Origin of the sequence: Streptomyces sp. ML-6, from assembly GCF_030116705.1 — a bacterium.
Taxonomy (GTDB): domain Bacteria; phylum Actinomycetota; class Actinomycetes; order Streptomycetales; family Streptomycetaceae; genus Streptomyces.
This window is the reverse complement of the sequence record NZ_JAOTIK010000001.1, coordinates 3,509,913-3,524,733: the sequence shown is the minus strand read 5'-3', so window position 1 is coordinate 3,524,733 and position 14,821 is coordinate 3,509,913. Positions and strand designations below refer to the sequence as shown.

Below are 14,821 nucleotides of genomic sequence, written 5' to 3'. Positions count from 1 at the left end.
AGCGCCCAACCCGATGGTGGGTCCGTCACATCCGGCGCCGGCCGTCCCGACGGCGGGGTCGGGCGATGACCCAGGTGCCACCGATGACGAGCAGGGCGAACAGCGCATGGGCGACACCCCACGCGCCGATGAGCAGAAGCCGGTCGCGGAGGGAGAAGTCACCGGTCAGCGTCACCTGCAGGGAGCCGACGGCGAAGGCGATGACGGAGGCGAAGAGGGCGACGAGTTCGACCGAACGTACGTGGTTGGCCCGTGCCGATTCCTCGCTCTCCTTGAGCGCCCGGCCCAACTGCTCGTCGCGGCGCCTCATCTCTTCCTCCGCGCGCGCCCATCGTTCCTGGTGGCGGGCTTCCTGGTCGGCGAGCCTCCGGCGGTGCTCCGCGTCGAGTTCGGCGCGGTACCGGCCCTCCAGGATCACCTCCCGCTTGGTGAGGTACTGCTCCTGGATCAGCTTGTGACTGCCCCGGCCTCCGATGGCCGGCAGCAGGCGGAGGGCGGTGTCGATGCTCTTGAGCGCGGCGTCGTGGTCGCGGGTCATGTGCTGGCCGGTCGCGAGCCTGAAGTGGAACATGTGGTCGCCGGGGTGGTCCCGTACGGCCTCGGAGGCGCGGTCGCGCAGCAGCGCGCCATCTCCGTCGAAGGAGGTGGCGAACTGGATGCCGTTGAGGCAGATGTCGATGACGTGGCGGGTGCGGTCGGGGGAGTTCCACGCCTGGTCGAGCAGGCCGATCGCGTACTGGGCGGTGATGGCCGGGCTCCCGAACGCGGCGAAGGCGCGCAGCGCCGTGAAGAGGGCCGACTGCCGGTGCGCGCCGGCGGCGAGCGCGAGCAGCGAGGCGTCGAGGAACTGGTGGAGCTCGTCGGAGGCGAAGTTCGCCCGGAGTTTGCCCGCGTGGTAGAGGGTGGCGAAGTAGGCGACGTCCCCGGCCGAGGTGTCGCCGGAAACGATCTCCTCGATCCCCTGGGAGAGTTCGAAGGCCGACTCGATGCTGTCCTTGGTGATGAAGGCGTACCCCAGCGACCACTTCTCCAGCACTTCGGTACGTGCCTCGCGGGACACGTGCGCGCCGATCCACCGGGAACACGCGGCTGCGGTCCGGATGCCCGGGTGCTCCAGGAACCGCAGCCGCCAGTAGCGGTCGGCACAGATCAGGTACGGATCGGTGGCGAAGTCGGCGGAGGCCACGTCGAAGGGCGGCTCCGTTCCGTCCCGGTGCAGGGCGAGCGCGACCTCCTCGCACACCCGGTCCAGCTCCCGCGAATCCGAGGCCCTCACCTCGTTCAGACGCGTCAGGTACGACCCCGAGTCCATCCGTCTCCCCCCTGCTGCTCGACAGTGCCCTGAACGTGCCTACCACGGCACGGCCGAACGGGTGGACCATATGATCGGATCATGCAGGTAGACGTGGTGACGGCGGTGCACGCCTCCTATGCGGCCTTCCTTCCGGCCGCATGGCGCTCGCTGCTCGACCAGAGCCACACCCAGTGGCGCTGGCTCGTCCAGATCGACGGTCCACCGGACGAGGTACGGGCTGTCCTGGACAACTGCGCCGCCACGGAGGACCCGAGAGTGGTCGTCGCCTCCCACGGCACCTCCGAAGGGCCGGCCGTCACCCGCAACATCGCCCTGGGACGCACCGCAGCACCCCTCGTCCAGAACGTCGACGCGGACGACGAACTCGAACCCGATGCCCTGGCCGTCCTCGCCACCGCGCTGAGCACCCACCCGGACGCCGGCTACGCCGTGGGCCATGCCCGCGACCTGATGGCCGACGGCATGCTGGTCGATCACTCCTTGCCGGTCGGCCCCGGAGTGCTGCCCCGAGGCGCGCTCCTGCCCACCTGGAAGACGACTTCCACCGAATACCGCCTCCCCGTCCACCCGGCGGGAGTGATGTGGAAGCGCCCCCTGCTCCTCGGCCTCGGCGGATGGTCCGCCCTCCAGGGGATGGAGGACACCGGGCTCCTCATGGCCGCCTCGGCAGTCGCGGAAGGGATCCTGGTCGACGCCCCCACCCTCCGCTACCGTCGGCACGCCGCTCAGAGGTCGAAGCAGACCTCGAAATTCGCCGGGGGAGGGGAGCAGATTGCGCTCATCCGGGATCGAGCGGCGTTGTTGAGCTCTCTCCCGCCGTGGAGCCGGTCCTGATCTCCCGGATTCGCCCGCAGATACGAGCCGGCTACTTTGCACCCGATCTTGCGATCCAGCGAGCCACACCTTCGAAGGCATTGAGCACTCGGGTGTCATACGGTCCGAAGTACTCCTGACAGTCACGACCGAGACGGTTGTACAGGGCCGCGGCTCCTCGTGTGTCGCCCGACTGACCGGTGAGTTCGGCATGCTCCATGCGCGTTTCGATCACTGCCTGACCATACGGGCCGAATCGGAGTTCCAATTCGAAGATACGCTGATCCAGTTCCCGAATGCGATCCGAGTGACCCGCATTACTTTCCGTGGCGTCAGATAGGTCTGTCCGCCCCAATGCAGTGGATAAATCCTCGGAGCCCAGGGAATGTTGGATGTCACTCATCGCCCGGGCTACCGCTTCGGCGCTTTGCGGACGCTCTCCCGGATCCTTGGCCAGAAGAATTCGGACGATGTGGTCGATTTGATCGGGCACGCCTGGACGGTGAGCGCTGGGGGGAGCCGGCAAGGTGTCCTGGTGCATTCTGCCCACAGTCATGGAGTCGTCCTGAGGACTGCCGAAGGGCGGGCGCCGCGTCAGCATCTCATACAGGACGCAGCCCACGGAGTACAGGTCACTGCTCACGCTGCCTGCGCTGCCGCACCACCTCTCAGGTGCCTTGTACAGCGCGGTGCCGACCCCCGTGTGGGACTGGGTGGCATCGGCGAAGGACGCGAGTCCGAAGTCCACGATCTTCACTTTGCCCTCATGCGTGATCATGATGTTGTCGGGCTTGATGTCGTGGTGGATCACTTCGCGTGAGTGCGCGGCGTCCAGGCCCTCGCAGATCTCCTGGGTCCATCGCACGGTTCGCTCAAGAGGGAGGGCGGGGCCTTCCCTCAGATGGCCGGCGAGAGATTTGCCCTGGATGTACTCCATGACGATGTAGAGCTCACCCTCATGTTCGCCCGTGTCGTAGATCTGCGCGACGTGGGCATGGCTGACCCGGGCCATGGCCACGCTCTCCCGCTCAAACTTTTTCACCGTCCAATCGGTGAACTCGGTGGGAGCTCCCTGATGGCGGAGGCGTTTTCGTGCGAGGAACTTCAGGGCCACGGTACGGCCGAGCCTCGTGTCCTCGGCCGGCCAGACGTCCCCCATGGCCCCACTGACCGGGCGGTCCTTCACTCTGAAGCGGCCGCCGATCAGTTTGGAGGTATCCATCCGATTCCTTTTTCTGATTTCTTGCCGGATTTCCGCCTCCGGCAGTCACGCTCGCTCGTGGCTCTCTCCCCATCGAGTGAGGAGGTCCAGTTGCTCCGCCGCATCGCGCCAGTCCTCGAGAAGGCATTCGTACTCGCGGAGTGCCTTGTCCATTGTCGTGACGGCCTCATGTCGCAATCGATCCCCGTGATCACGTACGAGTCTCTTACGGAACGGAACGCTCCCGAACTCCCAAATCGCCCCAGCGAACAGGGCGATCGTGAGCATCGCAAAGAACCACCGGGCCGGGCCTTCGACGAAAGGCACCACCAGCGCCAGGGTGAAGACACCGATTGCCGAGGCGGCCATCACGCGTGGCCACCTGCGCACGACAGCGTCCGACTGGACCTGAGTCCGTCGCTCGACGTGGGCTGCGAGCTCCTTGACAAGCCGACGCGGCTGCACAGTCTGCCGGGGGTCCGTGGGGACGGAGCACTTTGAACCGCCCCGGGTGAAGTGGAGACTCGATTTCATGAAAGGATCGAGTCATGGCACGACCTTCCCGTTACCCGCTTGAGCTGCGCCGACGTGCGGTGCGCATGGTCGCCGAGGTCCGCGGCGACCACCCGACCGAGACCGCGGCCTTGCAGGCGGTGGTCGAGAAGCTGGACATCGGCTCCCGCGAGACGCTGCGGAACTGGGTGAAGCAGCACGAGATCGACGCGGGGACCCGTCCGGGGACCACGACGGAGGAGTCCGCCCAGGTCAAGGCTCTGAAGAAGGAAGTCGCCGAGCTGAAGCGGGCCAACGGGATCCTGAAGGCCGCGGCGTCTTTCTTCGCGGCCGAGCTCGACCGGCCACACACACGCTCGTAGCGTTCATCGACGAGCACCGGGACCGCTTCGGCGGCGTCGAGCCGATCTGCCGTGTGCTGAGCGCACACGACTGCAAGATCGCCCCCTCCACCTACTACGCCCACCACAAGCGCCGGACCGTGCCGTCCGCCAGGACCGTGCGGGACGGCGAGCTGAAGGAACTGATCCAGCACGTCCACGACTCCAACTACCGTGTCTACGGGGCGAGGAAGATCTGGAGGGAGCTGAACCGGCAGGGCCACGTCGTGGCCCGCTGCACCGTCGAACGCCTGATGCGCGAGCTCGGCATCGCCGGCGCGGTCCGCGGCAGACGTGTGATCACCACGCTTCCCGGCGGCCAGGCCGAGCGGGCCCCGGACCTGGTGGACCGCGACTTCGTCGCGAGCGCCCCGAACCGCTGCTGGGTCGCGGACTTCACGCATGTAAAGACCTGGGCCAGTGTCGTCTATGTCGCCTTCGTCGTGGACACCTTCTCCCGCCGGATCGTCGGCTGGTCCGCGGCCACCGTGAAGGAGACGGTCTTCGTGCTGGACGCCCTGGAGATGGCGATCTGGCAACGCGACCGCGACCAACACCCCATTCGGCCGGGAGAGTTGATCCATCACAGCGATGCGGGTTCGCAGTACACGAGTTTCCGGCTCGCCGAGCACCTGGACGCCGCCGGCATCGCCGCCTCGATCGGATCGGTCGGGGACGCCTACGACAATGCCCTGATGGAGAGCACGATCGGCCTGTTCAAGACCGAGCTGATCAAGCCCCAGAGGCCCTGGAAGACGCTCTCGCAGGTCGAGCTCGCCACCGCCGAGTACGTCGACTGGTACAACCACCGCCGACTTCACGGTGAGATAGGCCACGTCCCGCCCGCCGAATACGAGGCCAATCACTACATGGAATCCACGAAACCCCAGGTCACAACCACAATCTGAGATCTCTATCGAACCCGGGGCGGTTCACTTCCAGTCCGCGATGCCCAGCGTGATCTGGTGGGGAAGACGGTTCCGCGAGGCGGTGACCAGGCGCTGTGCAGTCTCCTCCAGATCCGGCCAGATGGCCCGCAGGGCCATGCGACGAGCCGGCTGACTGAGCGGCATTTCATCCGGCTCGAAAACAGCCTGGTCGAGGAGCGTCATGAGCGTGACCGGGGCGGAGTCGGGAGCCATGGACGATTCGTTCGCCCTGGCGGCTGCCACAAGGTCGCCGCCGTGCTCGATGACACGCTCAAGCCGTCGCATCTTGTCGCGCATATCCGCTTCATCCGGATCGAGCTGGTCGATGAGGCGTTCGAGGGCGCTTTCCAAGTGGCCGCCGTTGGCAACGGCCGTGTCGGCTCCGGCAGCTCCATCGAAACCATCCGGGAACATGTCATCGAGGTGGGACAAGACCTTGTCAGGCACGGTCGACAGTTCCCAAGCGTTCCGGAGAGCCTCCCACTGGTCGCCACATGTCTTGCGCAGAGCCGCATATCGATTCTGAGCAAGGCGATTGCGCAAGTTCAGCAGTCGGGACTCCAGGTGGGCGCCACCGCGTACGCCGGACGATGCATGTGTGGCGGTTGTTGAGGGGGGCGAGCCGTCCCGGTTCCATCCCGTCATGGCCTGCTGGGTGTAACCAAGCGCCTCCTCCCCGAGTTCCTTGCCGGCGATCGCGTCCAGAACGACCAGAAAGTCCTGGCCCAGTTCATCGGGGTCGAGTGACTGGAGGTACAGGTCCATCCATGCAGCGGCTCCACTCTCGTCTCCGAGCCGAGAACACGTCAACGCGAAGAAGAGGTGGGACTTGGCGGCGTTCAAGGTGCAGGCGTGCGCCTGGGCGCTCTTGCCCTGCTTTTCCTCCTTGCGGAACTTGGCCGCGACCGCCATGGTCGCAGGCGCAAGCCAGTAGGTTGGTTCGAGGAGCAGTCGCTCCTCGGAGCATGCCTGCAACGTGGCTGGATTCACCACCTTTTTGTAGACGGCCTGAGCGGTGAGGGTGTGCACCAGGCTGCGGGCCAGAGCACGGGTCTGCTTTCGCTGTGCGAAGTTCGCGTGCCACTCGGTTGTAAGGCGGGACAGTTCTGCCTGGGCCCTGGAGACCTCGCGGTCGCGCCCGTACTGTTCGATGAAGGTGTCGAGGGCCTGGCGTGTTTCGGTGACCGAGTTCTCCAGCCCTGCGACCTCCTGACGTACCTCACTGACCTCGGCGCCGAGTCTTGCGACGTCCGCCCCCACGCCTTGTAGGACTTCTCTGAAGTTGTCCAGCTTCTCCTCGTGACGGCCTTGCCCTCGGTCCAACTCTTCGATTCGCTCGCCGAGTCGGTCCAGTGCGCAGTCCGGTTCAAGCTCGTCTTCCATGGCGCCCCCGAGATCACCACCGCGTGCAGTTCATGCCGCTCATTGTCGGCTCTGAATGAGCAGCTGGTCCGCAAGTGGCTTGATTTGTGCCGAGATTGAGCTGTTTCGGTCGGTGTCAGAGGTGCGTGGCAGTATGACGTGTCACGTCACCAGCGAACCGGACGGAGTGCCCCTTGCGTGAGATCGTTTACTTGTCGGAGGGCAAGCTGCGGCAGTTCGTGCCCGAGCCTCGTCGTGTACCGCGCGCCGGCGCTCTCCGCGTGACCTCGCCGTTCGGCGGTATCGACATGGACGCGCCTGTGGCGGATTCGGAGCAAGGGCAGCTGCGCCATCTGCGTGACGTCTGCAGGTGCGTTGAGCTTGTGGCGGATTGGTACACAGCGCCTGGCCTCCGTCCTGGCCAGTGGGTGCAATTCGAAGCGCCACTTCGATGCGTGACGCTCAGCGGCGCCCATCAGGATCTCGCTCTGTTCGTGGATCCAGCAGGCGGCAGAGGAACGGATCCTGTGGCTGACGGAGGTTGTCGCCTGCTCATGCACGGGTCGGTCAGGCATTTGAGAGGTTGGACCCCGGTGGCGGTGGACGGCCCTGCGCTGGAAGCGGGGGATTGGTGTTCCAGTCTGGGCACTGCATTCGTCACCAGAGCCGGGCAGGTCGTCGAGGCTCTCACCAGGCACCGCGATCCTCTGCCCGCGGAGCAGACTCCGTCCCGGACAGCCGTGCGGCTGCATGATCGCGGCGTGCAGGAGTTGCTGGATGCGTTGGACGGTGAGGACGGCAGCATCGACATGTCCGCGATGATGGGCGGGTACGCACGTGTCACGGGGGTCCTTCCGAGCACTCCGACCACCCCTCGTTGCGTAGTGGCAAGTCCTCTTGTTGTCGAGTACGCAATGGTCGACTCCCGGTAAGGGCTGGTCGTTCGGAGCGGCGTGGGGTCAGCCCGCGAGGCGGGCTGCCTGCTCGCGGAGTTCCTGAGCTTCCGGCAGCCGCCGTATCGACGGAGACGGACGCGCATGTCCTGGAGTGCGGCCCGAACCTTCACCGAGCGGATGCCGTCGGCGCAGTCCAGGAAGTCGCGCCAGGTGGTCAGGGCGCCGTCGGCGTCGCCCTGACGGAGGCGGACGCCGCCGAGGTCGGCGAGGACGATGGTCAACGCGCTCGGACTTCCCGTGCACCTGGAGTCCTACCTGGCCGAGTTCCTCGACCGCACCACCGGCCTGCGCCCGCCGATCGACCTTATGGCCGTCACCGGCAGCGGCGCCCGGGGCAAGTACCAGCACGGCTGGGGCGACCTCGACATCCTGGTCGTGGCCGAGACCTCCTCCCTCGACGAGATGCGCCAGATCCTCGCGGAACTGGGGACCGAACTCGGCGGGATCAAACTGGGCATGACCGTACTCACCCGGGCCGAGTGCCGGGCCGGCGCCGTCACCTCCCGACTCCTCCACGTCCTCGCGCTCATCGGCCGAGGGGCGCTGGTCCCCCTGTGGTCCACCCCCGGTCTGGCCCTACCCGCTCCGGACGCGGCCACCGATTCGCCGTGAGCCTGCGCGACGGCGTCCAGGCCGCCATCGAGATCCGCCGCCAGCTCCTCAAGGGAAACCCCGACCTCCGCGGCTTCTACAAGGTCACCGAGCTGCTCGCGAAGATCCAGCTCCGCTTCAGCGGGATCGAGTGTCCCTCCGACGGCGACGCCCTCACCGTCCTCCTCGACGCCACACGGCAGGACACGAGCCTGGTCACCACCGCCCGTACCGAGCAGTCCGCTGCCGAAGTGCTCGCGCGCCTCGTTCTCCAGTCTTGGCTGGACACCCTCCCCGGGGAGACACGGTGAGTACCCGACGGTTTTCGACGACAGCGGGCGTCTTCCACAAGCCGGTGGCGACCCGTGAGCAGGCCGAAGCCGAGGTGAAGGGATGGGCGCGGCTTGCTCCCCGCATCGCGGTTCCGGTCCTCCACGGACAGATCGCGTTACCGGACAGGCAGCTCCTCGCCTACGAGGACGTCTTCGCCACCGGCCGGTGCGAGCTGCTCCTGGGCGACGTGATCGCCCTCGCCGCTCGCGACCCGGCCGTGCGGCCCCGCTTGGACCGCCTCGTGGACGGCGTCTGTGCCGACCTGCGGGCGGCGACCGGGAAGAGCGTGCCGCTGGCCGAGTGCGTCCCGGACCTCTACCTCGACCGCATCCGCCCCGGGGGCCGACTGGACCGCTGGTATCTGTGCCGTGACCTGCCGCTCGCCCTGCCCCGCACGATACGACCCTCGCCCTCCGGGAACTGGCCGGCTTCACCCTCACCGCCAACGGCAGACCGCTGACGGTGAACCTCGCCGACACCATCGACAGCCTCCGCCGCACCCTGGCTCCCGACCGCCGTCGGCTCGCCGCTCTGACGCAGGGCGATCCCACGGAACCCAACATTGCCGATCCGCTGTGCTGGCTCGACTTCGAGTTCGCCGGCCGCAACACCGTCGTGGGTGAGGCCGCCAACCTGCTCTGGTACCTGATGGCCCTGGGCGGCTGGCTCGTCCCCCGCTACCAGCCCTACGCGTACGCCCGCACCCTCCGGCTCGCTCTGCTGCCGCTGTCCCGCCCGCACATTGAGCACCTGGAACTGCACCGGGACAGTCGGCACATCGACGTCCGGTACTCCTGGAACATCGGCCCCGGCCGCACCGCGGCCCTCACTCGCGCCCTGCACGGTCTCGCGGCGAGCACGGCGGCGGCCTGGAGGAGATCCGTGCCTTCCTCGCCCTGCGCATCCTCGGCGTCATCCCGCCCTGCCGGCTCACCGGACACGACCTCCTGCTCGTCCTGATCAAGCTCGCCGAGAGCCAGGACCCCCACACGACGCTCGACACCTTCTTCACCACCACGTAGGCCACCCACTCCCACCTCGGTGAACGGAGCAGCAATGTCCCTGCGCCTGCTTGAGACCCCTCTCCGGACCCGGCCGCTCCAGGGCCGCAACGCCCTCGTCACCGGCGGGGCCACCGGCATCGGAGCCGGGATCGGACGGGCGCTCGCCGCCGCCGGAGCGACCGTAGCGGTCAACCACCTCGGCCAGGACCCCGACGCCCACGCCCTCCTCGCCGCCTTCGAACGCGCCGGCAGCCCCGGGATCGCGGTCAACGCCGACCTCACCGACCCGGGCTCCGTCCAGGCCATGGCCGACCTCGTCCGCGCCGAGATCGGACCCGTCGACATCCTGGTGAACAACGCCGGGGCCCACCCCCGCGTGGCCTGGCAGGACACCGACGAAGCCGCCTGGAACCACTCCCTCGACGTCAACCTCACCGCCCACTACCGCACCTGCCACGCGCTCACCCCCGGCATGGTCGAACGCCGCTGGGGCCGGATCGTGAACATCGGCAGCATCAACGCCCGCGTCGGCCGGACGAACCTCGTCGCGTACAGCACCGCGAAGGCCGGGCTGCTGGGCCTGACCCGCTCCCTCGCCCGCGAGCTGGGCCCGTACGGGGTCTGCGTCAACACGGTCATGCCCGGAGCCATCCAGGTCGAGGCCGAGAACGCCCTCCCCACCCGGCACCGGGCACGGCCGGAGGACCAGATCAAGCGCCAGTACGTCCCGCGCCGTGGCCGGCCCGAGGACGTCGCCGCCCTGGTGGCGTTCCTCGGGGGCCCCTCCGCCTCGTTCATCACGGGGCAGTCCGTCCACGTCGACGGCGGCTGGCTGCTGCACTGACACCATCAACAAGCAAGGAGACGAACCGAAATGCTCGAACGAGTCCGTGCCGTCCTCGTCACCGCTGACGACACGATGCTGGTCATCCGCCGCACCAGGCCCGGCATCCCCGAGTACTGGGTCCTGCCCGGCGGTGGCGTCGAACCCGGCGACGAGTCCCGGGAGGCCGCCCTCCACCGGGAGATCCATGAGGAGATCGCGGGAAAGGCCGACATCATCCGCCTCCTCCACACGATGGAGTCCGACGACGAGCGCCAGCTCTTCTATCTCGCCCGCATCGCGACCTGGTCCTTCGACGACCGCACCGGTCCCGAGTTCAGCGCCGAAGGCCGCGGCGAATACGCGCTGGAGGAGGTCCAGCTGACCGCGGAGGGGCTCGACGGCATCGACCTCAAGCCGGAGGAGATCGCCCATGTCCTGCGGGGCGCCCTCAGCGCCGGAAACCTCGGAGTCGAGGCATCGCTCTGAGCCCTCGGGCATCAGCAAGCCACCAGGACCGGAACCGAGACGTGCCGGCCCTGGTGGCTGTCCGCGGTTCATGGCTGGACGCATACTTCGTGCTGTCCCTCCTGACCGGGATCCGCACGGAGGAAACGCGTCCTCTCACCTGGGGCCACGTCCACCTCGCGACCGAGAACGAGGTTCTGCCCCACGTCGCGGTATGGCGGCCCGCCCGACGGCACGGGGACGCCAAGACCCGGAAGAGCTGGCGGACGATCGCGCTGCCGAAACAGGTGGTGGAAGTCCTCGAAGAACACCTGCGCCGGCAGAAGCAGGAGCGAGCAACCCGCGGAATCGAACGGAGTCCGGCAGGCGCGTCTTCACCACCAAGAGTGGGGAGCCTCTGGACGCGGCCAATGTGCGCCGCGATTTCCGGGCCATCGTGAAGAGGACCAGCCTTGAGCCGGAGCGGACGCCCCGGGAACTCCGACACAGCTTTGTGTCACTGCTTCCGGATCATGACATTCCGCTGAAGCGCATCGTCATGTCGGTGAGGCATAGCAGCCAGGCAACGACGGAAGCGGTCTGTCACCGGCAGCCCCGCCCCGTGATCACACAGGGAGCGGAGGCGATGGATGAGATCTTCGAGTACAAGCCCGCCCGTACCACCGACAAGGCTTGATCGAAAGCCTTTGGCCCCCTGTTTGGCGCCCCCGGGCATGACAGAGGCCCATTCGCAATCAAGCGAATGGGCCTCTGACCAGTGTCGGGGTGGCGGGATTTGAACCCACGACCTCTTCGTCCCGAATGAGGTTCGGCCGTGATCACGACCAGGGGTGGTCAATATCCGCGCTGGTCACAGGCTTGGTGAGGGGTGGCCCCGCGTGGTCTTCGAGGGTCTCTGGGAGAAGATCATCTCCCAGATTTCTCCCAGCGAGGGGAGCCCGGGACGCCCTGCTCGGCTTCCGGCGTGGGTTGCGGGAGCGAGTTTGCGCATGGTGGAGCTTCCGTCAGGTCAGGGACTTGCGGTCGGTGCGCAGTCGCACGGCGGCGCTCTGTCACCTGCCAGCGTCGGCGTCGGTGTTCGAGGACTGCCTTCCACAGTTCCAGGCGATGCCGAGAGTCCTTCGGGAACGTGAAGCGGAGGACTCCGAGGACGATGGTGGCCACCAGCACGGATACGGACTCCGGATGGTCGGTGAGAAGCGACACGGATCAGCCCTCCCCCTCGCACAGATCCAGCGAGGCGGTGCCCAACAGTACCCGGAAGGCATCGCCGTGGCGGGTGACTCTCGCGCCCTTGATTCCGGCCTCCCGGTGGGTCAAGGCTCGGGCCAGGTCGTGGGGTTCGGGGTAGCCAGTCCAGTGGAACTCCCACGAATCCCCAGCTCCCCACAGTCGGCGCACGGCACCATCCCGGAGCACAGCCGGCTCCCTCCTGCGCTCGACTCCGGGGCGCTCCAGAGGATCCCAGGACAAGCTGGTCGCCCAGCGCCCCCGTCGGTCCACCAGGTTGTAGCGGGATACGAGGCCGGCCAACAGGGTGGCGGCATCACCCGAGATCGGGGGAACCTCCGCCAGTGCACGACGCTCGTGCGCCATGAGGTCTTGGTCGACGGTGAGAGAGCGGTCCCGGGGCCCGATGCTGCGTTTGTTGCCGCGGGGGCAGCCAGCCGGGTCCCCGGTGATCGTCAGCCGTGCACCAGTCGGCAGATGACGCAGGAGGACAGAGACATGTTCATGGCAGATGTAGGTGTCCTCGTACCGCAGGCCAGGAACACCGCGTGAACTGCCCCTAGCAGCGGGCAGCAGCCGGGTGGCCACGTTCTCCGGGGCGCGCTCCGCCACCATCACCAACCGGTCCCGACGGGGCGACATCACCGGGTCGTACGAGGCGACAACCGCGTAGTTCCACCTCGCCGTCGGGCCTGTGTATACGTTGCCGTTGAAGAGCGCCAGGGCCAACAAGGCTCGAAAGGACCGCTGTTCGTCCGAGCAGTGATCCAGGCCCAGCCCGTGAATACCGCCGCGGATCGCGAACCCGGCGGCGTCCACGCTCTCGCCGGTGTACTGGGCACGGAGCTCAATTCGGTCCTCGGCCGAAAGGCTGTGGATGGGCAGTCCGCCCAACTCCTTGGCGGCGGCCAACCTTGCCCTCTGGTAGGGGACAGTGTTCCGCGACTCGTCCTGGATTTGGCGTGCGAGTTCGGTGATGTCCCTGTCGAGCGTCATGTCCGACTCCTTGCGGGCGCGCCTCAGTGCTCCCGCCCACTGCGCCCCGTAGGAGGACTACAGCTCTAGTTCACGCGCGCCCGACGGCACTTTGCGCCCTCAACCCTGGACGGCTGCGGGAGGAGTCCAGGTCCGACGTAACGGCGAGCGTGATCGCCTCATCGGATTATAGCGCCTTCGTGGCAAGCGGACGGCATGTGGAACTATCCGCAATGATCCCGCAGCTGGCGAATTCTCGAAATCCTCCACCCAGTAGTCGCTCGCCAGTTTGGCGAGTTCGGTAGCGCCGGGCGCGGCGCCGGCAGAGCGCGAGCCCGTATCTCGGCCCCGCGTGAAGTTGACGGCTACTGCTCGTATGCCCAGGCCCTGCCGGTCTGCCGGTACTCCTCGACGGGGATCGGCTCGACGCCGGCCCGCATGCGTGCGGTGTAGAGCAGGCCGTCAAGGTGGTCGATCTCGTGGTGGATGAGGCGGGCGAGGCCGCGTTCGTACGCGGTGGTGACGGTCTCGCCGGTCAGGGTCGTGGTCTGGACGGTGATCTTCAGGGGGCGGGGGACGAGGCCGCGGACGTCGAAGAAGCTCAGGCAGCCCTCGTACTGCTCGTCCAGCTCGTCGGAGCGGTCGGTGATCTTCGGGTTGAGCAGGATGACGGCGGGTGCGTCGCCGGGCGGCTGGACGACGGCTGCGGAGCGGCCGATGCCGATCTGCGTGGCGGCGATGCCCATGCCCTTGGCGAAGGGGTGGACCTGGCCGATCCGTTCCATCGCGGCGAACAGCTCGTCGGTGATGCGCTCGGCCTCGTCGCGCTCGGCGGGCAGAGTGAAGGCGCGGGCCGGTTCGGCCAGGATGCCGGCGCCGTGCTGGACGACTCCGAGGTCGCGCATCTGCTGGCTGGGCCGCACGTCAATCACCTGAAGTCCCCTTGTTCCGTGTTGTGTTCGGGCCGTGCCCGGAACCTCCACTCAAGACGGTACCGAGCGTGGAGGGCGGGCGTGGCCGTGATCCAGGTGAATTGCCTCAGTTCACCGTCGTCGCTGCGGACGGGCGGGGTCCGCAGGGGCGAGGCTTCGGCGGTCATGGAGGTCTCGGTGCCCCACACGACGGGGTCGAGGGCGGCGGGGAAGGCAAGCTGGACTTCGAGCTGTTCGGTGGGCAGACGGACCGCCCGCTGGAACCAGTTTCCCCATTTGTCGTCGCCGACGGTGTAGGCGTACTCGATCCACACGGACTCGCCGGGGTAGAGCGGGAAGCGGCCGTGTTCGTTGTCGAACAGCAGCCAGACTTCCTTGAAGGCGTCGCGGTCGTGCTTGGCCTGCCAGCGCATCGTCTCGCCGCGGCAGGTGGCGGTGAGGTCGAGTTCGTCCCAGGTCAGCGGGTGGACTCGGTAGTGGGCGTTGGACTGCTCGGGGTCGCCGGGGTAGCGGTCGACGGAGATGCGGATCAGGTAGCGGGTCACCGGTTCGTCGCCGGTGTTCCGCAGCAGCCGTCTCATGGTGAGCCGGTAGGAGTGGCCGTCGTACTTCAGGTGGGCGGCGTCGTGTTCGACGACGAGGGCGGACCCGGTGGCGTACGGCTGCTCGGGCCTGCGCTGGGCCGGTGGGGCCGTGGGCTGACGCCGGGACTTCGTCCGGGCCTGTTCGTAGTCGCACCAGCGCCGCCAGATCGCCTTCCCGGCGTTCAGGTGCTCGTCGGCGAGCCGGGCGAACTCCTCGGTGGGCTTGTGACGGCCGGACTCGACGTGGCTGACGTACGACGGGTCGAAGCCCATGGCCAGCGCTAATGCCCGCTTGGACATGCCGCGTACTTCTCGCCATCTGGCTACCTCGGCCGCGAAGTCCTCGGCCGCCTGCTCGACGGTGATCTCTTCGCTGTGCGCGTCCATCGAAAGACCTGCCCTGCGTCATGGT

At 67.4% G+C, this 14,821-nt stretch carries 17 protein-coding genes; 10 read left to right on the top strand and 7 right to left on the bottom strand.

Annotated features, from left to right (window positions below; all coding sequences use genetic code 11):
• Window positions 1-25 precede the first annotated feature (25 nt).
• Entirely contained in the window at window positions 26-1,312 is a 1,287-nt protein-coding gene (locus tag OCT49_RS15425; protein WP_283852459.1) for a hypothetical protein, read from the bottom strand.
• Window positions 1,313-1,393: 81 nt separating this feature from the next.
• Here OCT49_RS15425 and OCT49_RS15420 point away from each other — a divergent pair, with 81 nt between their 5' ends.
• Entirely contained in the window at window positions 1,394-2,149 is a 756-nt protein-coding gene (locus tag OCT49_RS15420; RefSeq protein WP_283852458.1) for a glycosyltransferase family 2 protein, read from the top strand.
• Window positions 2,150-2,180: 31 nt separating this feature from the next.
• Here the strand turns inward: OCT49_RS15420 and OCT49_RS15415 are convergent, their stop codons facing one another.
• Both OCT49_RS15415 and OCT49_RS15410 read right to left on the bottom strand, forming a co-directional pair.
• Window positions 2,181-3,350, bottom strand: a complete 1,170-nt coding sequence (locus OCT49_RS15415; RefSeq protein WP_283852457.1) for a serine/threonine protein kinase — start codon at window positions 3,348-3,350, stop codon at window positions 2,181-2,183.
• A 45-nt stretch (window positions 3,351-3,395) separates the two neighbouring features.
• Window positions 3,396-3,701, bottom strand: coding sequence for a hypothetical protein (locus OCT49_RS15410; protein ID WP_283852456.1), 306 nt, complete (start codon window positions 3,699-3,701; stop codon window positions 3,396-3,398).
• A 176-nt stretch (window positions 3,702-3,877) separates the two neighbouring features.
• Between OCT49_RS15410 and OCT49_RS15405 the strand changes: the two genes are divergently transcribed.
• Window positions 3,878-5,130 (top strand): IS3 family transposase gene (locus OCT49_RS15405; RefSeq protein ID WP_283852455.1). Its coding sequence is split into 2 segments (ribosomal slippage): window positions 3,878-4,160 and window positions 4,160-5,130, totalling 1,254 coding nucleotides; the frame shifts between segments, so codons are not numbered across the junction.
• A gap of 24 nt (window positions 5,131-5,154) precedes the next feature.
• Here the strand turns inward: OCT49_RS15405 and OCT49_RS15400 are convergent.
• Window positions 5,155-6,534: a hypothetical protein gene (locus OCT49_RS15400; RefSeq protein ID WP_283852454.1), complete on the bottom strand. Its 1,380-nt coding sequence runs from the start codon at window positions 6,532-6,534 to the stop codon at window positions 5,155-5,157.
• A gap of 173 nt (window positions 6,535-6,707) precedes the next feature.
• On the opposite strand from OCT49_RS15400, the gene OCT49_RS40105 reads away from it, so the two are divergent.
• From OCT49_RS40105 to OCT49_RS39830, 8 genes are all read left to right on the top strand, one after another.
• Window positions 6,708-7,445 carry an SAVMC3_10250 family protein gene (locus OCT49_RS40105; protein ID WP_502963381.1) on the top strand — a complete coding sequence of 246 codons (738 nt, stop codon included), beginning with the start codon at window positions 6,708-6,710 and terminating at the stop codon, window positions 7,443-7,445.
• Between the two features lie 237 nt (window positions 7,446-7,682).
• A complete protein-coding gene (locus tag OCT49_RS15395; RefSeq protein ID WP_283852453.1) occupies window positions 7,683-8,081 on the top strand; it encodes a nucleotidyltransferase domain-containing protein in 399 nt (132 codons plus the stop codon).
• On the top strand, window positions 8,078-8,371 hold the full coding sequence (locus OCT49_RS15390) for a hypothetical protein (RefSeq protein ID WP_283852452.1): 294 nt from the start codon (window positions 8,078-8,080) through the stop codon (window positions 8,369-8,371). The genes OCT49_RS15395 and OCT49_RS15390 overlap by 4 nt, the downstream gene beginning before the upstream one ends.
• The gene (locus OCT49_RS15385; RefSeq protein WP_283852451.1) at window positions 8,368-8,853 is read left to right on the top strand and encodes a hypothetical protein; all 486 of its coding nucleotides are present in this window, start codon (window positions 8,368-8,370) and stop codon (window positions 8,851-8,853) included. Before OCT49_RS15390 ends, OCT49_RS15385 begins: the two co-directional genes overlap by 4 nt.
• Before the next feature lie 2 nt (window positions 8,854-8,855).
• On the top strand, window positions 8,856-9,353 hold the full coding sequence (locus OCT49_RS15380) for a hypothetical protein (RefSeq protein ID WP_283852450.1): 498 nt from the start codon (window positions 8,856-8,858) through the stop codon (window positions 9,351-9,353).
• A 96-nt stretch (window positions 9,354-9,449) separates the two neighbouring features.
• On the top strand, window positions 9,450-10,241 hold the full coding sequence (locus tag OCT49_RS15375) for an SDR family NAD(P)-dependent oxidoreductase (protein ID WP_283852449.1): 792 nt from the start codon (window positions 9,450-9,452) through the stop codon (window positions 10,239-10,241).
• A gap of 30 nt (window positions 10,242-10,271) precedes the next feature.
• On the top strand, window positions 10,272-10,709 hold the full coding sequence (locus tag OCT49_RS15370; RefSeq protein ID WP_283852448.1) for an NUDIX hydrolase: 438 nt from the start codon (window positions 10,272-10,274) through the stop codon (window positions 10,707-10,709).
• On the top strand, window positions 10,654-11,364 hold the full coding sequence (locus OCT49_RS39830; RefSeq protein ID WP_349632790.1) for a tyrosine-type recombinase/integrase: 711 nt from the start codon (window positions 10,654-10,656) through the stop codon (window positions 11,362-11,364). The genes OCT49_RS15370 and OCT49_RS39830 overlap by 56 nt, the downstream gene beginning before the upstream one ends.
• 533 nt (window positions 11,365-11,897) lie before the next feature.
• On the opposite strand, the gene OCT49_RS15360 is transcribed toward OCT49_RS39830, so the two are convergent.
• The 3 genes from OCT49_RS15360 to OCT49_RS15350 all read right to left on the bottom strand — a co-directional run bounded on the left by OCT49_RS15360 (window position 11,898) and on the right by OCT49_RS15350 (window position 14,796).
• Window positions 11,898-12,914, bottom strand: a complete 1,017-nt coding sequence (locus tag OCT49_RS15360) for a hypothetical protein (protein WP_283852446.1) — start codon at window positions 12,912-12,914, stop codon at window positions 11,898-11,900.
• A 344-nt stretch (window positions 12,915-13,258) separates the two neighbouring features.
• Window positions 13,259-13,825 carry a peptide deformylase gene (locus OCT49_RS15355; RefSeq protein ID WP_283852445.1) on the bottom strand — a complete coding sequence of 189 codons (567 nt, stop codon included), beginning with the start codon at window positions 13,823-13,825 and terminating at the stop codon, window positions 13,259-13,261.
• A complete protein-coding gene (locus OCT49_RS15350; protein WP_283852444.1) occupies window positions 13,822-14,796 on the bottom strand; it encodes a helix-turn-helix domain-containing protein in 975 nt (324 codons plus the stop codon). Before OCT49_RS15350 ends, OCT49_RS15355 begins: the two co-directional genes overlap by 4 nt.
• Between the last annotated feature and the right edge of the window lie 25 nt (window positions 14,797-14,821).